Source organism: Termitidicoccus mucosus, assembly GCF_038725785.1.
In the GTDB taxonomy this organism is placed as follows: Bacteria; Verrucomicrobiota; Verrucomicrobiia; order Opitutales; family Opitutaceae; genus Termitidicoccus; species Termitidicoccus mucosus.
The window spans coordinates 7,110,715-7,130,852 of sequence record NZ_CP109796.1 but is presented as its reverse complement, the minus strand read 5'-3'; the positions used below and the strand labels follow the sequence as shown (position 1 = coordinate 7,130,852).

Genomic DNA, 20,138 nt, shown 5'->3' with positions numbered 1-20,138 from the left:
ACGAAGGCTTCAGGATTGTTTAACATGTCCTGCCTGCTCATAAGCTTGGACTTATTATTTGAATAAGAAAAGCTGCTTTCTGGCGGGTGTATTTTATTGATGGATACAAGAATCGGCCATTTTCCCCGCGGCGCGTCGGCGCCGGATTTTTCCACCGGGGAAACCTCGCCCGCCACGCGCGACGATGCCGCGGGACGCATCGCGCCCGTATTTTAGATTTCGTCCCCCTTGACGACTTTGCTAGGCTGGCCCGCTCAACCTCTTGGCCTCGCATCCTTCCAATTCCATCTTCCTGCGCAATGTCACCGTCCGCTACGGGCGCACGATCGCGCTGCGCGACCTCACGCTCGAAATTCCCTGCGGCTGCCTGACCGCCATTCTCGGCCCGAACGGCGCCGGCAAATCCACCCTGCTGCGCGCCATCCTCGGCTGGCATGCGCCCGCGAGCGGCGAGGTGCTTCTCGGCGACGCGCATCCGCAACAGGCCCTCGGCCGGCTCTCCTACCTGCCGCAGCGCCAGGCCATCGACTGGGATTTTCCCATCACCGTGCGCGAGGTCGTCGCGCAGGGCCGTTATCCCGCGCTCCGCTTTTTCCAAAAATTCTCCGCCGAGGACCGCCATCGCGTGGACCGCGCGCTGGAGGAACTCGCCCTCACCGCGCTCGCCCGCCGCCAGCTCCGCATGCTTTCCGGCGGGCAGCAGCAGCGCGTCTTCCTCGCCCGCGCGCTGGCCCAGGGCGCGGACATTTTCCTGCTCGACGAACCCTTCGCCGGCCTCGACGTTTTCGCCACCGAGGAACTCACCCACATCCTCCGCGCCTGGGAGGCGCAAGGCCGCACGGTGCTCGCCGCCGTGCACGACATCCCGCTCGCCCGCCGCGTGTTCTCGCGGGGCATCCTGCTCGACGGCGCACTCGTTGCCGCCGGGGACATCGACACCGTGCTTTCGCCGGAAAACATCCAGCGCGCCTTCCGCGGCGGGCACTGCGCCCATGAAAACCCGCTCGGTTTCCTGGCGGAAACCGAAGTGCAAAGTGACAAGTAGCAAGTGACAGGAAGACGGCGAAAAAATCCCAAATTTTCAAAATCCCTTCCGAGCGAAGCGAGAAGCCTGACAATCCCAAAAAAATTCCAAAAGACGAAATTCCAAAAAACACGCCGCCCGCGGCGCCGTTTCCACTCCGGTGCAACCGCGCCCAATCGAGAATCGAAAATCCCGCCCGCTCCGCATTCCGAAATCCGCATTCCGCATTTCCCATGAGCCTCCACGAGCTCCTTATCGAACCCTTCACTTATGCGTTCATGCAACGCGGGCTCGCCGCCGCCATTGTGCTGAGCTTCAGCGGCGGGCTCCTCGGCTGCATCCTCATGCTGCGCCGCCTCGCGCTCATGGGCGACGCGCTCGCGCACTCGCTTCTCCCCGGCATCGCCCTCGCCTGGCTAGTCTTTGGCGCGAGCCCCGTCGCGCTCTTTGCCGGCGCGCTCATCGCCGGCCTGCTCACCGCGCTCGGCAGCGCCTTCCTCAGCCGCTTCACCCGCGTGAAGGAGGACGCCGCCTTCGGCGCGCTTTTTCTGGTGTTTTTCGCCGCCGGCGTGGCGCTCATCAGCAAGCTCCCCACCCGCCTGAACCTCTCCCACTTCCTATTCGGCAACATCCTCGGCGCCGGCCCCGACGACCTGCGCCTCGCCGTCGTCATCAGCGCCGCCACCGTCGCGCTCTTCGCCGTCTTCCGCCGCGCCGTCCTGCTCGAAACCTTCGATCCCGTCTTCCACCGCGCCACCGGCGGGCGCGGCGGCCTCGTGCATTTCGGCTTCCTCGCGCTCACCGTGCTCAACCTCGTCGCCGCGCTCCAGACCATGGGCGTCGTCCTTGCGCTCGGGCTTTTCCTGCTTCCCGCCGCCAGCGCGTATCTCTGGTGCGAAAATTTTCTCCGCCTGATCGCGCTCTCCGTCGCCATCGCCATCGCCGGCTCGACCGCCGGCATCCTGCTGAGCTACCACGCCGGCCTCGCCAGCGGCGCGGCCATCGTGCTCTGCCTCGGCGCGGTGTTTATAATATCGGGGCTCTTCAGCCCCCGCCACGGCGCCATCTCCCGGCTCCTTCACGCCCGCCGCGGGGAAAACGCCCGGCCGGGAGCGTGATCCTGCCAACCTCCGAAACAGACCATGACAATCCGCATCGCATTCAGCCTTGTCGCGTTCGCGCTCATCTCGTCCGCGGCATCCGCGCAACAACCTCTTAAAATCGCCTCGCTGCACCCCGTGCTGACCGAGATGGCGCGCGAAACCGGCGGCGATCTCGTCATCGTCACCAGCGTGCTGCCGTCGGGCGTCGATCCGCACGTGTTCGAGCCCTCCGCCGTCGATTTGCGCGCCATCGTCACCGCCGACTTCGTCCTCGCCGCCGGGCTCGGGCTCGAAAGCTACCTCGACCGCCTCGCCGGACGCGCCGGCGCGACCGGCAAAATCCTCTCCGCCGGCGACACGCTCCCCGCCAGTCTCCAACTCCGCGCCGACGCCCGCGATCACGCGGCCCGCGGCCACGACCACCACGCTGCCCATGCCGCGCACGACGACCACGCGCACGCGCACGGCCCCGTCGATCCGCACTGGTGGCAGAGCGTTGATTGCGTGAGCTTCATCGCCGGGCGCATCGGCGAGGAACTCGCCCGCCTGCGCCCCGAATCCGCCGATGCCTTCACCCGCAACGCCCTCGCCTGCCAGCAGCGCCTTGCCGGACTCAAGACCTGGGCCGCCGCCGAGATTTCCCGCATCCCGCCCGGGCGCCGCCACCTCGTCACCTCGCACGACGCCTTCGGTTACCTCGCCCGCGATTACGGTTTCGAAATCCACTCCCTCTCCGGCCTCTCCACCGACAGCGAGCCCGATGCCCGCCGCCTCGCCGCGTTGATCAAGCTGATACGCGACCAAAAGATCCCCGCCGTCTTTGCCGAGAACAACACCAATCCCCGCATCATCGCGAATCTCGTCTCCGAAACCGGCGCGCGCGCCGGCGGCGTGCTTTACGCCGACGGTCCCGGCCCGGCGGACAGCGGCGCCGCCACCTACGAGGCCATGTACCGCCACAACATCCGCACCCTCGTCGAAGCCCTCGCCCCCCGGTAGCCGTTCCCCTCCCCTTCAATCTTTCTCTTTCCTCTTTATCTTTCTCTTTCTCCCCGGTCCATGTGCGGTGTCAGGGGGAGAAAGAAGAAAGATAAAGAGGAAAGAGAAAGATTAATCCATCGCACGAGGGCCGCCCTTGCGCGGCCCGGCTTTTCCCTCCCCCACCGCGCCGTTGACTCCCCGCGCCCGCCCCGGAAAACTCGCCGCCCTATGGACTCAAGCTGGCTTCATCCGCGCGACCAACTCGTCGAGACCATGCGCCGCATTTATCGGTTGCGCATGACCACTACCTCCGGCGGCAACCTCTCCATCCGCGACCCCGACGGCGGCATCTGGATCACCCCGGCCAGCGTGGACAAGGGCCGCCTCCGCCCCGCCGACATCGTCTGCGCGCACGCCGACGGCACCCGCACCGGGCTGCACCGCCCGTCGTCCGAGTTTCCCTTTCACCGCGAAATCTACCGCCGCCGCCCCGACATCGGCGCCATCGTCCACGCGCATCCCGGCGCGCTCGTCGCCTTCAGCATCTGCCGCCAGCTTCCGGACACGCGCGTGCAGTCGCTCGCGCACACCCTCTGCGGGAAAATCGCCTACGCGCCCTACGCCTGCCCCGGCAGCGAGCAGCTCGGGCAAAACATCGCCGCCACCTTCGCCTCCGGCGCCGATTGCGTGATGCTCGAAAACCATGGCGTCGTCATCGGCGGCCGCGACCTGAAGGAAGCCTTCCAGCGTTTCGAGACCCTCGAGTTTGTCGCGCAAACCCTCGCCAAGGCCGCCTCCCTCGGAAAAATCAACCCGCTCCCCGACGACCAGCTCGCCGAGCGGCTCCTTCCCGAACTCGCCCCTCTGCCCGACACCGCGCCCTCGAACCGCGAGAAGGAACTCCGCACGCAACTCTGCGATTTCGTGCACCGCTCCTACGAGCAACGCCTCCTCATCAGCACCGTCGGCGCGTTTTCCGCCCGCCTCGACGAAACCCAGTTCGTCATCACGCCGCGCCGCCGCGACCGGCTCGAACTCGACCCCGCCGGCATGGTCCGCGCCACGCTCGACGCCTGCGAGACCGGCAAGCGCCCCAGCCGCAACGCCCTCCTGCACGCCCACATTTACCTCAAAAATCCCGGCATCGGCGCCATCATCAACGCCCAGCCCCTGCACGCCTGCGCCTACTCGATGACGCGCACGCCGCTCGTCACGCACACGATCCCCGAAAGCTACATCGTGCTCAACGACGTGCCGATGCTTCCCTATCATTGCGCCGTGGCCGACGCCGAACGCCTCGCCGCCGAAGTCTCGCTCGCGAAACGCCCCGTGCTCCTCGTCGAAAACGAAGGCGCGCTCGTCGTCGGCAAAAACGTGCTCGACGCCTTTGACCGCCTGGAAGTCCTCGAAGCCACCTGCGAGGCGCTCTTTATCAGCCGCCCCCTCGGACCGCTCGTCCCCATGCCGCCCGATGCCATCACCGAGTTGAAACGCGTCTTCAATGTCGCGTAAATGCGAGAGTGGCACGGGCTGCCAGCCCGTGTTTGCACGCCCGATGGCCGCGGGCGGAACGCCGGTGCGGAAAATCTCTTCCGAACGAAGTGAGAAGCCTGACCATCTCGGAATGCCAAAAGACCCGAATGGGGCGATGCGAGCGCGCCAGCGACTGGGAGCGCCGGCTTCCAGCCTGCTTTGGCGGAGCGGAGCGCCGTCCGCGGGCCGGACTCCCGCGCTCCTGTTTCTTCTGATCGCCGCGCTCGCACTTCTCTTTGCCCTTCCCTCCCCCACCCGCGCCGCCTCCCTCTCCTTCCGCATCCCACGCCTCGACGGCGAATTCACCGGCGTCGCAAACCTCCTCCTCGATTCCGCCCGCAACACGCACGACATCGAACTGCGCTGGAAAGTCACCGCCGGCTCCCCTGCCGGCACGCCCGGCCTGCGGGTCATCATCCTCGAAGCCGAGGGCTCCGGCATCGCGCTCCGCGCCCGCGCCGAGGTCGATGCCGCCACCCTCGACGGCACCTGGCGTGTGGAATCCGCCCACGCCGAGCTGGCCGAACTCCTGCCGCGCCTTGCCGCCCGCCTGCCCTCCGTCGTCTCCGGGCTCAGCGCCGAAGGCCGCGGCGAAATCACCGGCGGCGGCGAATTTCGCGCCGGCAAATTCGACGGACGCGCCGCCTTCCGCCTCGACCACGCCACCGTCTCCAATCCCGCCCGCGGCTGGATGATCGAGGGCCTCGCGCTGCATGCCGAACTCGCCTCGCTCGCGGCACTCTCCACCGACACCGCCGCGCCGCAGACGCTTTCGTTCACCCGCCTTGAGGCCGGCGGCGTGGAAATCCGCGATGCCCGCGCCGCCTTCGCGCTCACGCCCGACGGACTGCTGCGCCTCGATTCATTCCGCGCCGACGGCCTGGGCGGCTCGCTCGCCCTCGCGCCATTCACGCTCAACCTCGCCCGCCCGTCCGCCGCCATCCGCGCGGAAGTCGTCGGCATCGACTCCGCCCGGCTCGCCGCCTACCTGCCCGCCGCCGTGTCCGAGGCGCGCGGCCGGCTCTCCGGCGATCTTGAATTTCGCTGGGATCCGCGCGCCGGACTGAGTTTCGGTGACGGGCACTTGAGCCTGCAAAAAACCGAGCCCGCCTCCATCCGCCTCTCGCCCGCGCCGGGATTTTTCACCGCCAAAGTCCCGGAAAAAATCGAACTGCTCGGCGGCCCGCTCCGCCGGCTCTTCACCATCAGGAATCCCGCCTACGACACGCTGAAAAAAATCGAGCTCGGCGAGATGCCGCTCTCCGTCGAGTCCATCGAGGCCGGCTTCGAGCCCTCCGGCGACGAGCAAGGCCGCACCGCGCGCGTCGCCATCGTGGCCCGCCCCACCGCGCCCGACAGCGCCGTGAAAGTCGTGCGCTTCAACATCAGCGTCTCCGGTCCGCTTTCCGAGGTCATCCGGTTCGGCCTGGACGACACGCTCAGCTTCAGCTGGTAGCCCCGCCCAGGAAATCGTTCTCTTACTCGTTCTCGTTCTTTTTTGTTCCCATAGCGTTTCGAGAACGACTTCTTGGGATGGCAAACCTTGGGTTTGCCTCGCCTGTCTTCATCTCCCATAGTCCGCCACAAAACCATGCATGTCCGCATTCTCCCGCTCCTGACCGCCCTCGCGCTCGCCGGTTGCATCCACGTGAAAATGGACCCCATCGAGGTCAACGCCAATATCAACGTCAACGTGCGCCTCGAAAAAGCCCTCGATGATTTCTTCGGCGACCTCGACGCGAAATCCGCGACCATCGGCGTGCCCGCCGCCGCGACAACCAATTGACCACCCGCATCCAACCCACTCCGCCCATGAAACCCATGCACTTCCTCCGCCTCGCCGCCACCGCGTTTGTTTTCCTTTTTGCCGCCGCGCTCGCCGCTCCGTCCGCCCACGCGCAAGACCTCGGCGCCATCAAGTCGAAAATGGCCGCCCGCCTGCCGCAAATCGACAAGCTCAAGGAGCAGGGCGCGCTCGGCGAAAACAACCGGGGACTGCTCGAGGTCCGCGAAAACAAGAACAACGCCGCCGCCATCGCCTCCGAGGAAAACGCCGACCGGCAGACCGTGTATGCCGCCATCGCGAAACAGCAAAAGACCACCGCCGAGGAAGTCGGAAAAGCCCGCGCCCGCCAGATCGCCCAGTCCAGCAAACCCGGAGTCTGGATTCAGGACGAAAAAGGCAACTGGAGGAAAAAATAACGCGCGCCCGTCGCCTTTGACCGCCTCGAAGCGCTCAAGGCCGCCTGCGAGGCGCTTTTCCTCAACCGCCCCCGGCCCCATGCCGCCGCCCGCCCATTCGTATCTTGACTTCCCGGCGATTCTCCCAAACAACCCAAAACCATGGCGACACCAATCTTGGCAGTTCTTCTGGTCATCTCGGTCATCGGCGTGCTCGCGCTCATTTCCATCATCTGGTATTTCCTCGGTTGCCGCAAACCCGTTGTTTATGATTACAACGTGGACAAGTGGAAGAAGCTCAAGCAATTCGGCCCGCTCGTTTACCTCTACGGCAAACCGGACGATTTTACGTATTATCCGCACAAATAAGACACCCGGCACCCTTTTCGATGCCTGTTGCGGAAGCCTCCTGACCACGGGCAAACCTTCTGCCCGCGGGGGCCTGTTCCCCATGAGCAAGCTGTCTTTGTTTGCAAGCGCGCCGGTCATGCAAATGGCGATGAACCCGTTCCCCGTCCCTCCTTCGGTTTTCAGCCCTTCCACCCATCCCCGATGACCGCCCCCCGCAATCCCATTCCCGGCCGCGTGGCCGACGCGCTCCGGCGTTTCCCGCCGTTCTCGATGCTGCCGGAAATCGTCGTCGCCGAGCTGGCCGCGCGCGCCGACATCTGGGTCGTGCCGATGGGCGATTTCATCTGGAAACAAGGCGCGCACCCCGGCGACGAAGTCATGTTCCTCGCCCAGGGCCGCGTCGAATACATCTGGGAGCACGACGGGCGCAGCGAGCGCGTTGACGTGCGCGACGTCGGCGACGTGCTCGGCCTCTCCGCGCTCGTGCGCGGCGAGCCGTTTCGCGTGACCGCCCAGGCCGTGGAGGACTGCATGCTCTACGGCCTCTCGTGGCCGCGTTTCAAGGACGTGCTCGACCGGCACGACGAGGCGCGAAACTATGTGCGCCGCCACCTCTTCTGGGCCGTGCGGGTCGGCTCGCAAATCGAATACTCCGAGCCCACCGAATCCAGCGTCGCCGGCCGCGCGAAAAACATCCTCCAGGCGCACATCGAGGGCGCGCAGCCTGTCCAGCCGCGCCCGCTCGAACGCCTCCTCACCTGCCAGCCCGACGACACCATCGCCGAGGCCGCCGCCCTCATGTCGGCCAAACGCGTCCCGTCCATCCTCGTCGTCGATGCCGGCCGCCGCCCGCTCGGCATCGTGTCGGGCAACAGCTTCGTGAAACACGTCATCGTGGACGGCATGCCGAAGGACACGCCCGTGTCGCGCATCATGGCGAAACCCGTCTTCACCATCTCGCCGCGCACCAGCGCCATGGCCGCATCGCTGCTCATGCTGCGCGAACGCATCGGCCAGGTTTGCGTCACCGAGGACGGCACGCCCGGCACCCCCGCACTCGATGTCTGCACGCACAAGGACCTCCTCGCGCAAAGCGGCCACCACCCGACCGGCATGCTCTACGAAATCCGCGTCGCGAAATCCCCCGCGCGCTTCCGCGAGGTGTGCGACGAGATCGAGCAGATCGTGCGCGAATACCTCGAGGCCGGCGCGTCCGCCATCTACGTCGGCCAGATCTGCGCCGAGCTCTACGACGAACTCGCCACGCGCCTCATCGCGCTCTCCATCGACGAACTCGCGGACGAAGGCATCCCGCTCCCGCGCGGCGTTGACTGGGCCTGGATGTCCGTCGGCAGCGACGGGCGGCGCGAGCAAATCCTGCGCACCGACATGGACAACGGTTTCGTCTTCACGCCCTCCGGCACCGCCGAGGCCGACGAGGCGGCGCGCCAGGTTTTCCTCAAGCTCGCCGCCAAGGTCGTGGACAAACTCGTCGCCGCCGGCTTCGCGCGCTGCCAGGGCGGCGTCATGGCGCTCAACCCCCGCTGGTGCCGCACCACCGACGAATGGATCGCCGAGATCGAATCCTTCAACGCCGGCCTCGACGGCGACGCGCTCCTGCGCGCCACCGTGCTCTATGACCTGCGTTTCGTCGCCGGCGAACGCGAACTCTGCGACCGCCTCCGCGAGCACATCTACGCCACCGCGTCCACGAACCTGCCGCTCCAGCACCGCCTCGCCGAACTCATCGTGGACAACACCCCGCCGCTGAATTTCATCGGCCGCTTCGTCATCGAGAAGCTCGGCGGCGGTGGCGGCGAGTTTGACCTGAAAAACCGCGGCATGGCCCCGCTCCGTGACGCCGCGCGCCTCTTTTCGCTGCGCCACAAGCTCAGCCGCCGTTATTCGACCGGCGGCCGCTGGGACGAACTCCGCCGCACCGTCCCCCAGCGCGGCGAGCTCGCCGCGCTCGCCCGCGACGCCTACGATTATCTCCTGCGTCTCCGCACCCTCAACGGCCTCCGCCGCGGCGACTCCGGCCGCCACCTCGACCCGGAAAGCCTCACCAAGCTCGAACGCGCCCAGCTCGCCAACGTCTTCGACGTCGTCCGCACCGTGCAGCAGGCCGTGCGCATGGAGTTCGCCACCGACAACACGCGCATCGGATGAAAGTAACAAGTGGCAGGTGACAAGTATCAAGAAAAGTGTCCGCGCCCTGCGGGCGCATCTTAACCGGTGGCGCAACGCGCCGCTGTTTTCTTGTCACTTGATACTTGATACTTGTCACTTTTTCCCTCGTCACTTTCCCGCATGAAATGGCCGTGGCAAAAACCGAAGGCGCCCATCGTCGAGGCCTACCTCGCCGCCACCCCGCGCCGCATCCCGAAAAAAACGCCCCTCGCCGAAATCACCTTCGCCGTGCTGGATGCCGAGACCTCCGGCTTCGACATCCAGCGCAACCGCATCCTCTCGCTCGCGCTCGTCGAGGTGCGCGGGCTGCGCTTGCGGGTTCCCAGCGCGGAATCGTGGACGGTCTTCCAGCCCGATGCCGTCGTGAACAAAGCCGTGGCCGTGCACGGCATCCTGCCCGCGCAGACCGCGCTCGGCCAGCCCGAGGAGGAAGTCTTGGCCGAATTGCTCCCGCGCCTCCACGGCGCCGTCGTCGTCGGCCACCATATCGGCTTCGACAAGGCGATGCTCAACGCCGCCATGCAGCGCCACCACAAGACCATGCTGCGCAATCCGATCCTCGACACCGCCGCGCTCGCGATGGAATCGATCGAGGCCTTCGCCCGCACCGCCTATCCCGGCCAGCGCGAGCCGACGCTCGACGAAGTCTGCGCCCAATGCGATTTCACCCCCATCGACCGCCACACGGCGGAAGGCGACGCCTTCACGACCGCGTCGCTGTTCCTCTCCATGTGCGCCCGGCTCCAGCGCCGGCTCAACCGCCCTTTGTGCGCCGGCGACCTCCCGCTCCGCGATGGCTGAAAACCCCGTTGCGCCCCGCCGTTTCCCTTGACTCGCCCGCCTTCGCCCATAGCCTTCCGCGCTTTTCTTTGGCATGGCGACAGAACTGAAAGACACGCTACTTCTTCCCAAGACGAATTTTCCAATGAGGGCCAACCTCGTGGGCCGCGAGCCCGCCCGCCTCGCCCATTGGGAGAAAATCGACCTCTACAAACTCATTCAGGAAAAGCGTGCCTCCGCCCCCGCCTTCGTCCTTCACGACGGCCCCCCTTTCACCAACGGCGACGTCCACATCGGCACCGCGCTCAACAAATCGCTCAAGGACATCACTCTGCGCTACAAGACTATGCGCGGCTTCCGCACGCCCTACGTGCCCGGCTGGGACTGCCACGGCCTGCCCATCGAGCAGAAGGTCACGCAACGCCTGCGCGCCGAAAACAAACAAGTCTCCACCGCCGAAATGCGCGCCCTTTGCGACGCCTTTTCCGAGGAATGGATCGCCACGCAGAAACGCCAGTTCAAGCGCCTCGGCGTCCTGGCCGACTGGAAAAACGAATACAAGACCAAGGCCCCCGCGTTCGAGGCCGACATCGTCCGCACCTTCGCAGCGTTTGTCGAAAAAGGCCTCGTTTACCGCAGCAAAAAACCCGTTTACTGGTCCATCCCCTTCGAAACCGCGCTCGCCGAGGCGGAAATCGAATACAAGGACCATGTCTCGCCCTCCATCTGGGTGAAATTTGCCGTGCCCGCCGCCGAGGCGGAAAAATTCGGGCTTCCCTCCGATAAGCCGCTCTTTGTCGTCATCTGGACGACCACGCCGTGGACGATTCCCGCCAACCTCGCCATCGCGGTGCATCCGGAAATCGAATACGTCGTGGCCGATCTCGGCGCGGAACGCATCATCGTCGCCGGCCCGCTCCTCGATGCCACGCTCGCCGCCGCGAAAGTCGAACCCGCCTCCGTCAGGATCCTCTCGCGCCACAAGGGCGCCGCGCTCGAAAACCTCGCCCCGCGCCATCCCTTCATCGACCGCGCCTCGCCCGTCGTGCCCGCCGATTACGTCACGACCGACAGCGGCACCGGCTGCGTGCATACCGCGCCCGGCCATGGCGCGGAGGACTACCTCACCGGCCTCAAATACAAGCTCCCCATCTACTGCCCCGTCGGCGACGACGGCCGCTATCTCGACGACGGCCAGATCCCCGCCGATCTCGTCGGCCTCACCACGCTCGAAACCGTCGAGGACCTCGAAAAGAAGCGCACCTCGCCCGCCAACATCGCCGTCCTGAAAAAACTCGACGAGGCCGGCGCGCTCCTCGCCAAGGCCCGCTACGCGCACAGCTACCCGCACTGCTGGCGCTCGAAGACCCCCATCATTTTCCGTGCCGTCGACCAGTGGTTCGTCGCGCTCGACCAGGGCGGCGACGCCTCGCCGCGCGCCACCGCGCTCCAGGCCATCTCCGGTGTGCAATGGGTTCCCTCCTGGGGCGAAGCCCGCATCCGCGGCGCGGTCGAGTCGCGCCCCGACTGGTGCATCAGCCGCCAGCGCTCGTGGGGCGTGCCGCTCATCTGCTTCTACGACGAAAAGAAAAACGCCTGGCTCGACGCCGCCGTCATCCGCGCCGTCGCCGACAAAATCGCCACGCGCGGCACCAACTACTGGTATGACGCCGCGCCCGCCGAAATCCTCGACGGCGTCGCCCTCCCCGCCGGCTGGCCCGCGCCCGCCGCGCTCGCCTGCGGACGCGACACGCTCGACGTGTGGATCGATTCCGGCTCGTCGCACGCCGCCACGCTCCGGCGCGGCCAGGGCGCCACCCGGTGGCCCGCCGACCTCTACCTCGAAGGCTCCGACCAGCACCGCGGCTGGTTCCAATCCTCGCTCTGGACCGGCGTCATCGCGCACGGCGCCGCGCCCTACAAGGCGGTGCTCACGCACGGCTTCATCGTCGGCAAGGACGGCAAGAAAATCTCCAAGTCCGGCCAATACGAAAAACCCCCGACCTCCGACAACTACGTCAACCACTACGGCGCCGACATCGTCCGCCTCTGGGTCGCCTCGCAGGACTTCGCGCAGGACATCACCGTCTCCGACCTCGACAAGGACCTGAAGGACAAGGGCAGCATCCTCAACATCGTCGCCGAGATCTACCGCCTCTTCCGCAACACCTTCCGCTACCAGCTCTCGAACCTCTTCGATTTCGACGCCGCGCGCGACGCCGTGCCCCTTGAAAAAATGGACGCGCTCGACCGCTGGGCGCTGCACCAGACCGCGCGCCTCGTCCGCGAGTGCACCGCCGCGTATGACGCCTACGAATACCACCGCGTTTACCAGCTTTGCAGCCAGTTCTGCGCCGTCACCCTCTCCGCCGTCTATCACGACATCCTCAAGGACCGTCTCTACACCATCGGCGCCGCGCACCCGCTCCGCCGCTCCTCGCAGACCGCGATTCACCACATCTTCCGCACGCTGGCGAAACTCCTCGCCCCCGTGCTCGCCTTCACCGCCGACGAGGCCTGGGCGTATCATCTTTCGGATACAGACTTCGCCCCGGACGGCGCCGCCGGCGGCATCCACCTCGAAAACTGGCCCGAGCCGCCCGCGTCCTGGACCGACGACGCGCTCGACGCCGACTTCGCCGCGCTCCTCAAGGTCCGCGCGCAGGTCACCGAGGCCATCGAGCCGCACCGCGCCGCCGGCCGCATCGGCAAATCCCTCGACGCCGCCGTCACCATCACCGCCTCCGGCGACACGGCCGCGCTCCTCGCGCGCCACCACGCGCTGCTGCCCGAGCTTTTCATCGTCTCCGAAGTCCGCCTCGCCACCGGCGACGATGCGGACTCCGCCGCCCTGATCGCGGTGCAACATTGTCAGGAACTCGGCCACGCGCGCTGTCCGCGCTGCTGGCGCTGGGTTCCCGCCCTCCAGACCACCTCCCACGGCGACGTCTGCCCGCGCTGCGCGGATGCGCTCGCCAGCCCACCCAAAACATAACCCTCCAAAATCATGGCTAAGCCCAAAAAGAAGCCTGCCCCTGCCAAGAAAAACACCAGCAAAAAATCCGTAGAAAAGAAAGCGCCCGCGGGCAAAAAGTCCCCGGGCAAAACCACGCCGAAAAAAACGGCCGCGAAGCATTCTTCGCCGAAAAAAACAACCGCCGGAAAACACCAGGCCTCCAAAAAAGCCGGGGCACGGAAGATTCCCGCCAAAAAATCCGCAGGCAAAAAAGTCGGCAAGCCAGCCAAAAAACCAACGGCAAAAAAGTCCGCGCCGAAGAAAACTCCCGTCTCGGCAAAGAAAATGCTTTCGAAAAAAAATTCTTCGAAAAAGAAGGCCGCAAAGAAAAGCGTGACCAATCGGACAACTTCTTCATCAAAGAAGCCCGCGACAAAAAAAGTCGCTCCACCATCCAAACCATCCGCCCCCAAGGCGGCCAAATCCACTTCCAAAACACAAGCACCCGTGCCATCCAAAAAGAAAACCACCCCGGCCCAAGCCGCCGACGATTCCAACGCCAGGAAAATTCCCAAGCAGCCGGTGCCGCCCAAGGACGATGCCGTCTCCGCCAAGCCGGGAAAAAAATCCGTTGAAGCGAAGCCTGCCGCGACCCCCTCCGCGAAAAGCGAGGCCAAGGCCCACGCGCGCGACCTGCTGCGCAGCCGCATCCTCGGCAACAAAAAACCCGGCAAGCCCATCGCGTTCAGCCTCGAGGAGGTCCGCGAAATCGCCAAGAGCGCGGCGCCCGCCGCCGCCGCCGAAGGCGCGGCCAAGCCCGTGGCCTCGGCCAGAAAGGCCGTCCCGGTTGACTTCAACCAGCCCGCCGCGCCTTCGCACGTGAAAGCCGCCTCGCTCGCGGACATCTTCGGCTTCAACCCGAAACAGCAGCAAAAAGCCGCCTACGAGGATCCCGCCGACATCCCGGAAAAATTCCGCCGCTACTACAAGCTCCTCATCGACCTCCGCCAATCGCTCACCGAGGGACTCTCGCTGCACACCGAGGAAACGCTCAAGCGCTCCAACAAGGACGACGCCGGCGACCTTTCCAGCTACGGGCAGCACATGGCCGACGCCGGCACCGACACGTTTGACCGCGACTTTGCGCTAAGCATGGTGGCCAGCGAACAGGAAGCGCTCTCCGAAATCGACGCCGCCATCAAGCGCATCAAGGACGGCACCTACGGCACCTGCGAAGTGACCGGCAAACCCATCGCCAAGGAACGCCTGCTCGCCGTGCCCTTCACCCGTTATTCCGCCGAGGCGCAAAAGGACATCGAGAAAAACCGCATGCGCGTGCGCACCGCCGCCGGACTCTTCGGCGAACTCGGCGGCGACGAGGTCGGCCGCTCCGACGACGGCGACGACGAATAAACCACGGGAATAATTACGAATGACGAATTACAAATTACGAATTTCCAGAAATGCCGGCGCCCCCGGATTGCCCATTCGTAATTTGTAATTCGTCATTCGTAATTATTCCTCCCCTGCTCCACTTAATCCGGATGGACCCATCCGTCACTTCGGTTTCCCGCGGCCCCGGCACGCCGCCCCCGCCCACGCGGATGCAGCGCCTGCTGGCCTACCGCTGGTTCCATCTTTGCGCGCTCGCGGTCTTCACGCTCGACCAGGCCACGAAAATCTGGATACACCGCACCCTCGACTTCGGCACCTACGGTCCGCCGGGGCATATCGAGATCATCCCGGGCTTTTTCAACCTCGTGCACGTCGGCAACACCGGCGCGGCCTGGAGCCTGTTTGCCGGCCGCAGCACCCTGCTCGCCGTGCTTGCGCTCGGCACGCTCGCCGCGATCTTTTTCTGGCGCCGCACGCTCGGCCTCCGGCAGCGCGCCGTGCAGGTCGGTTTCGGCCTCCTCTGCGGCGGCATCGCGGGCAACCTCGTTGACCGCATGATCCACAAGCACGTCATCGACTTTCTCGATTTTCACTTCGGCAGCTACATCTACCCCACCTTCAACATCGCCGATGCCGGGATCGTCTCCGGCGTGGCACTCTATCTGATCCTCGCCTTTCGCAAGCCCGTGGAGAAAACGTAAGCGGCGGATGAAACTCCGCAGCGCAATCAAATTTCCGCTTGCGCCCTTTCGGCCATCCCTGCTTTGTCGAATCCCGAATCAATCAACCCAAGGTCACCGATGAACAACCGCGCCGACATACTCGACTTCATTTCGCGCGCGGGTCGTGTGTCCCACGGATAAAGCCTCCGGCAAAGTCCCGGTTCCGACACCAGCCCGCCGCGTGAATCGAGCGGGTTTTTTTGCGCCCGCATCCGGCACGGGTTCTGATGTCCATTCCGGGCAACCATGCACAGCCACCGCGTCCATCGCAGCATTCCACATTTCACTTCCGCCGTCCCCTCAATTTCAGCCTTTCCCGAATGTCCTCCCAATTCCGAATCATCTGGCGCATCATGCGCGGGCAGCGCATGCGATACGGCATCGCGCTCGTCTGCCTCGCCGCCGCCACCGGGCTCAACTACCTCGTCCCGCTTGTCGGCGCCGCCGCCATCGACCATGCCATCGACCACAAACCGGCCTCCGGTGCCTCCGGGCTCGTCGCCGCGACCCTGGATTTCCTCGGCGGCGCGGAGCACCTGCGCGCGCACCTCTGGCTCGTGATCGCCGCCATGGTGCTCGTCACCGCCGTTTCCGGTGTGTTTTCCTACCTGAAAGGCTGGCTCGCCGCGCTCGCGAGCGACGGCATCGCGCGCCGCCTGAAGGACGAGCTCTACGATCACCTCAACCATCTCCCCGCCCGCTACCACGACCGCGCCGACACCGGCGACCTCGTGCAACGCTGCACCAGCGACGTCGAGACCGCGCGCCAGTTTCTCGCCGTGCAAGTCATGGAAATCGGCAACTCGCTCCTCCTCGCCGGCGCCGCGCTCCCGCTCATGCTCTCGCTGAGCGCGCCGATGACGCTGGTCTCGTTTGCGCTCATCCCGCCGCTCGTCATCTACAGCTACATCTTTTTCGTGCGCGTGCGCCACGTCTTCAAGGAAGTGGACGAATCCGAGGGCGCGCTCACCGGCGTCGCGCAGGAAAACCTCACCGGCATCCGCGTCGTGCGTGCCTTTGCCCGGCAGGATTACGAGCGCGCCCGTTTCGCCGTCCCCAACGCCGCCTACCGCGACGCGTCCCTGCGCATGATCCGCCTCATGGCGTGGTATTGGTCGCTCAGCGATTTGTTTTCCTTCGCCCAGGTCGGCCTCACGCTCTTGGTCGGCTCGTGGTGGGTGGCGACCGGCGGGCTCACCGTCGGCACGCTCTTCGCGTTCATCACCTACCTCGGCATCATGCTCTGGCCCGTGCGCCAGATGGGCCGCATCCTCACCGACCTGGGCAAAACCACCGTCTCCCTCGGCCGCATCCGCGAAATTCTGGATGAGCGACGCGAGCAAGACCACGCGGCCGGTCCCTCCGCGACGCCCGCGCCGGCGCCCGGTTCGAGTGGCATGGGCGTCCCGCCCATGCCGGCAGGTGACAAGGATCAAGCATCAAGTTCCAAGAATCCGCCGGGCGCGGCGGCGCCCCCGGCGCCTCTTGATCCTTGTCGCCCGCCACTTGCCGCTTCGGCGCGAAGCGCCGCCGCGCCGCCCCTTCCCCTCACCGGACGCATCCGCATCCGCGACCTGCGCTACACGCACCACGGCATGGCGCGCCCCGCGCTCGACGGCGTGTCCATCGACATCGAGCCCGGCGAAACCCTCGCCATCATCGGCCCGTCCGGCTCCGGCAAGAGCACGCTCATGCACCTGCTCCTCCGCCTTTACGACTACGACGAGGGCGGCATCGAAATCGACGGGCGCGAGTTGCGCGCCATCCCGCGCAAGGAAATCCGCGCCCGCACCGGCGTCGTCATGCAGGAGCCGTTTCTCTACGCCAGAAGCCTCCGCGAAAACCTCCGCCTCGGGCGCGGTGACGCCCCCGAGCACGAGATCGAGGAGGCCGCCCGCGCCGCCTGTATCCACGAATCGATTACAAATTTCGAGAAAGGCTACGACACCCTCATCGGCGAGCGCGGCATCACGCTTTCCGGCGGGCAGCGCCAGCGCATGGCCATCGCCCGCGCCATCCTCAAGCGCCCGCCGATCCTCATCCTCGACGACGCGCTCAGCGCCGTCGACGGCGAGACCGAGGCGCTCATCATCGACGCCCTCCGCCAGCGCCGCGGCCGCTCCACCACCCTCGTCATCGCGCACCGCCTCTCCACGCTCGCGCACGCCGACCGCGTGATCGTGCTCGACCACGGCCGCGTCATCCAGCGCGGCACGCACGCCGACCTCGCCGCCCGCGACGGGCTCTACCGCCGCCTTTGGCAGATCCAGAACGCCATCGAGGAGGAGTTCCGCGCCGGCGCCGCCGGATGAGCGACCGCCGATTGAAACCTTTTTTCCCACTCACTCTCCATGTCCGACACCGCCCACACTCACCAGGAAGACGAATTCCACTCGCGCCTCGACACCGGCATGTGGCTGAAGCTCTTCCGCCGCGCGCGCGCCATGCCGCGCTACCTCGTCCCGCTCATCGCCACCGCCATCTTCATCGCCGCGGCCGAGACCACCCTCAGTTTCATGAACAAATGGGTCATCGACGGCGTTGACCGGCTCGGCCGGGACGCGCCCTTCGCGCTCTACATCACCGCGTTCCTCGCCCTCGCCGCGCTCACCTCCGGCGGCGTGTGGGTGTTCATCGAAATGGCCGGAAACCTCTCCAACCGCCTCGCCCACGACATCCGCCGCGACGGTTTCGACCGGCTCCAGGAACTCGAATTCGCGTTCTACGACACCCGCCCCGTGGGCTGGCTCATCTCGCGCCTCACCAGCGACTGCGACCGCCTCGCCCGCATCATCGCCTGGGGCACGCTCGACATCGTCTGGGGCTCCGTCTTCGTCACCATGATCGCCGCCGCGCTCCTCTGGATAAACTGGCGGCTCGGCCTCATCGTCCTCTCCGTCCTGCCACCCCTCGCCTTCGTCTCGTATTGGTTTCAAAAACGAATGCTCCTCTCCGCGCGCGAAATCCGGAAATACAATTCCAGGATCACCGCCGGCTACAATGAATCCATCCAGGGCGTGCGCACCACCAAGACCCTCGTGCGCGAGGCCGCCAATCTCGGCGAGTTCAAGGAGCTCACCACGCGCATGCTCGATGCCTCCGTGCGCAACGCCCGCCAAAGCTCGCTCTACTATCCCATCGTCGCGACCCTCGGCGCGCTCGCGGGCGGCCTCGCGCTCTGGCATGGCGGCGTGCTTGTCAACACGCGCTTCCTCGGCGCCGACTTCACCGTCGGCACGCTCATCCTCTGCGTGCAGCTCGCCGGCATGTTTTTCCATCCCATCAACCAGATGGCGCGCATCCTCACCGAAATGCAGGCCGCCCAGGCCGCCGGCGAGCGCGTCCTCGGCCTCCTCGCCACCGAGCCGAAAATCAAGGACGGCCCCGCCGTGCTGGAAAGAGTGAAGGCAGAAGAACCGAAGGCTGCAAACCGCGCGGACGGAAACACGCCGCCCATCTCCGCGTTGTCGCGCTCCGTCCGCATCCCGCCCGCCCCCGACGGCCTGCCCGCCCGCATCGACACCGTCGAATTCCGCGACGTCACCTTTCGCTATGAAAACGGCCCCGTCGTCCTGCAAAATTTCAACCTCACCGTCCGCGCCGGCGACACCATCGCGCTCGTCGGCCCCTCCGGCGGAGGCAAAAGCACCATTGTCTCGCTCGTCTGTCGTTTCTACGAGCCCGTCTCGGGCAGCATCCTCATCAACGGCATCGACTATCGCGAGCGCCCCCTGCAATGGTTCCAGTCGCAACTCGGCATCGTGCTCCAGGCGCCGCACCTCTTCAAAGGCAGCGTGCGCGAAAACATCCGCTACGGGCGCCTCGGCGCCACCGACGCCGAAATCGAAAACGCCGCGCGCCTCGTCAACGCGCACGGCTTCATCACACAACTCGACCGCGGCTACGACACCGAGGTCGGCGCGGGCGGCAACCGTCTCTCGACCGGGCAGAAGCAACTCATCTCCTTTGCCCGAGCGCTCCTCGCCGACCCGCAGATTTTCGTGATGGACGAGGCCACCTCCTCCATCGACACCGAGACCGAGCAACTCATCCAGCGCGGCCTCGAGACCGTCTTTGCCGGCCGCATCAGCTTCGTGATCGCCCACCGCCTCAGCACCATCCGCAACGCCGCGCGCATCCTCGTCATCGGCCGGGGCCGCATCGAGGAAAGCGGCACTCACGCCGAACTGCTCGCCCGGCGCGGCCACTATCACGAACTCTATACGAGCCAGTTCAAGCGCGAGCGCCTTGAGGCCGCGCTCAACGAATAATCGCAACGCGACATCCCGCCCGCGTGGGAACTTCAAATCCCATGTGGTTGCCGCTGCCGGATGCTCGGTTTTTCAATTGCCCCTGTCTTTGTAAAATAAAATTTATACAACCATAATATTTTACTGCATTTTGGAACCTTTTACCAAAGCGCTAATATTGTATTTTTACAATAATTATTAAGACTACCAAATGGGTGCATAACTGGCATGGCTTCTTTCTGAAGTCATGCCATGTGAAATTTTTTTGCTTTTGGACTTGAAAAAGTCTTGCGCCGATTGGTAATATTTTTGCTAAATTTTAAATCAGTTCAATAATTCCTTTACTTCATTTCATCGTCGTCATGCTCCCAGTTAATGCAATATCACCTCATTCTTCCGCCTACCTATACAGCGGCACGTGTGTTATTGCAGGCAATGCGAAGAAATCAAATAAGTCGCATAATTTATTAATAATAAATAGATTACGTAAATACTATCGCCGCGCAATTGGCATAATTGTGCGCTGTTCAGGAATAACGGCTTACCGGTCAACCCGGAAATACAAAAACGTCAGGATATTGAATATTGTAACAGTCTGCTCACCGGTGATGCGAAAGACGGTTTGAGCATTCCGAGCCTTTGCTCATCCGCGGGAACCACAAACAGGGATTC

General features: G+C 65.1%; 15 protein-coding genes. All 15 read left to right on the top strand.

The window, feature by feature from the left end; translation table 11 throughout:
* The first annotated feature begins 262 nt into the window (after positions 1–262).
* The 15 genes from OH491_RS25080 (at position 263) to OH491_RS25010 (ending at position 19,487) form a co-directional block, all read left to right on the top strand.
* The gene (locus OH491_RS25080; RefSeq protein WP_068768500.1) at positions 263–1,045 is read left to right on the top strand and encodes a metal ABC transporter ATP-binding protein; all 783 of its coding nucleotides are present in this window, start codon (positions 263–265) and stop codon (positions 1,043–1,045) included.
* Positions 1,046–1,257: 212 nt separating this feature from the next.
* Positions 1,258–2,142 (top strand): metal ABC transporter permease, encoded by an 885-nt coding sequence (locus OH491_RS25075; RefSeq protein WP_068768501.1) that lies wholly within the window; start codon positions 1,258–1,260, stop codon positions 2,140–2,142.
* Between the two features lie 24 nt (positions 2,143–2,166).
* Positions 2,167–3,126 carry a metal ABC transporter substrate-binding protein gene (locus tag OH491_RS25070; protein WP_068768502.1) on the top strand — a complete coding sequence of 320 codons (960 nt, stop codon included), beginning with the start codon at positions 2,167–2,169 and terminating at the stop codon, positions 3,124–3,126.
* 210 nt (positions 3,127–3,336) lie between these two features.
* Positions 3,337–4,620: a class II aldolase/adducin family protein gene (locus OH491_RS25065; RefSeq protein ID WP_068768503.1), complete on the top strand. Its 1,284-nt coding sequence runs from the start codon at positions 3,337–3,339 to the stop codon at positions 4,618–4,620.
* A gap of 112 nt (positions 4,621–4,732) precedes the next feature.
* Positions 4,733–6,097 (top strand): intermembrane phospholipid transport protein YdbH family protein, encoded by a 1,365-nt coding sequence (locus OH491_RS25060; RefSeq protein WP_342750751.1) that lies wholly within the window; start codon positions 4,733–4,735, stop codon positions 6,095–6,097.
* A gap of 135 nt (positions 6,098–6,232) precedes the next feature.
* Complete coding sequence (locus tag OH491_RS25055) at positions 6,233–6,427, top strand: YnbE family lipoprotein (RefSeq protein ID WP_068768505.1); 195 nt, start codon at positions 6,233–6,235, stop codon at positions 6,425–6,427.
* Positions 6,428–6,453: 26 nt separating this feature from the next.
* Complete coding sequence (locus OH491_RS25050; protein WP_068768506.1) at positions 6,454–6,843, top strand: YdbL family protein; 390 nt, start codon at positions 6,454–6,456, stop codon at positions 6,841–6,843.
* 141 nt (positions 6,844–6,984) lie between these two features.
* Positions 6,985–7,191: a hypothetical protein gene (locus OH491_RS25045; protein WP_145928483.1), complete on the top strand. Its 207-nt coding sequence runs from the start codon at positions 6,985–6,987 to the stop codon at positions 7,189–7,191.
* A gap of 183 nt (positions 7,192–7,374) precedes the next feature.
* Positions 7,375–9,342, top strand: a complete 1,968-nt coding sequence (locus OH491_RS25040; RefSeq protein ID WP_068768508.1) for a DUF294 nucleotidyltransferase-like domain-containing protein — start codon at positions 7,375–7,377, stop codon at positions 9,340–9,342.
* Between the two features lie 141 nt (positions 9,343–9,483).
* A complete protein-coding gene (locus tag OH491_RS25035; RefSeq protein ID WP_068768509.1) occupies positions 9,484–10,164 on the top strand; it encodes a 3'-5' exonuclease in 681 nt (226 codons plus the stop codon).
* Positions 10,165–10,288: 124 nt separating this feature from the next.
* On the top strand, positions 10,289–13,138 hold the full coding sequence (gene ileS / locus OH491_RS25030) for an isoleucine--tRNA ligase (protein WP_334318973.1): 2,850 nt from the start codon (positions 10,289–10,291) through the stop codon (positions 13,136–13,138).
* A gap of 468 nt (positions 13,139–13,606) precedes the next feature.
* On the top strand, positions 13,607–14,512 hold the full coding sequence (locus OH491_RS25025) for a TraR/DksA family transcriptional regulator (RefSeq protein ID WP_334318974.1): 906 nt from the start codon (positions 13,607–13,609) through the stop codon (positions 14,510–14,512).
* Positions 14,513–14,643: 131 nt separating this feature from the next.
* On the top strand, positions 14,644–15,195 hold the full coding sequence (lspA, locus tag OH491_RS25020) for a signal peptidase II (RefSeq protein ID WP_145928484.1): 552 nt from the start codon (positions 14,644–14,646) through the stop codon (positions 15,193–15,195).
* Positions 15,196–15,536: 341 nt separating this feature from the next.
* Positions 15,537–17,528, top strand: coding sequence for an ABC transporter ATP-binding protein (locus OH491_RS25015; protein WP_342750750.1), 1,992 nt, complete (start codon positions 15,537–15,539; stop codon positions 17,526–17,528).
* Positions 17,529–17,567: 39 nt separating this feature from the next.
* Positions 17,568–19,487 (top strand): ABC transporter ATP-binding protein, encoded by a 1,920-nt coding sequence (locus tag OH491_RS25010; RefSeq protein ID WP_068768513.1) that lies wholly within the window; start codon positions 17,568–17,570, stop codon positions 19,485–19,487.
* Positions 19,488–20,138 lie beyond the last annotated feature (651 nt).

Coding starts and splice junctions, on each gene's coding strand:
- OH491_RS25015 (WP_342750750.1), top strand. CDS start 15,537: ATGTCCTCCCAATTCCGAATCATCTGGCGCATCATGCGCGGGCAGCGC.
- OH491_RS25055 (WP_068768505.1), top strand. CDS start 6,233: ATGCATGTCCGCATTCTCCCGCTCCTGACCGCCCTCGCGCTCGCCGGT.
- OH491_RS25040 (WP_068768508.1), top strand. CDS start 7,375: ATGACCGCCCCCCGCAATCCCATTCCCGGCCGCGTGGCCGACGCGCTC.
- OH491_RS25070 (WP_068768502.1), top strand. CDS start 2,167: ATGACAATCCGCATCGCATTCAGCCTTGTCGCGTTCGCGCTCATCTCG.
- OH491_RS25010 (WP_068768513.1), top strand. CDS start 17,568: ATGTCCGACACCGCCCACACTCACCAGGAAGACGAATTCCACTCGCGC.
- OH491_RS25075 (WP_068768501.1), top strand. CDS start 1,258: ATGAGCCTCCACGAGCTCCTTATCGAACCCTTCACTTATGCGTTCATG.
- ileS (WP_334318973.1), top strand. CDS start 10,289: ATGAGGGCCAACCTCGTGGGCCGCGAGCCCGCCCGCCTCGCCCATTGG.
- OH491_RS25050 (WP_068768506.1), top strand. CDS start 6,454: ATGAAACCCATGCACTTCCTCCGCCTCGCCGCCACCGCGTTTGTTTTC.
- OH491_RS25065 (WP_068768503.1), top strand. CDS start 3,337: ATGGACTCAAGCTGGCTTCATCCGCGCGACCAACTCGTCGAGACCATG.
- OH491_RS25060 (WP_342750751.1), top strand. CDS start 4,733: ATGCCAAAAGACCCGAATGGGGCGATGCGAGCGCGCCAGCGACTGGGA.
- OH491_RS25035 (WP_068768509.1), top strand. CDS start 9,484: ATGAAATGGCCGTGGCAAAAACCGAAGGCGCCCATCGTCGAGGCCTAC.
- OH491_RS25045 (WP_145928483.1), top strand. CDS start 6,985: ATGGCGACACCAATCTTGGCAGTTCTTCTGGTCATCTCGGTCATCGGC.
- lspA (WP_145928484.1), top strand. CDS start 14,644: ATGGACCCATCCGTCACTTCGGTTTCCCGCGGCCCCGGCACGCCGCCC.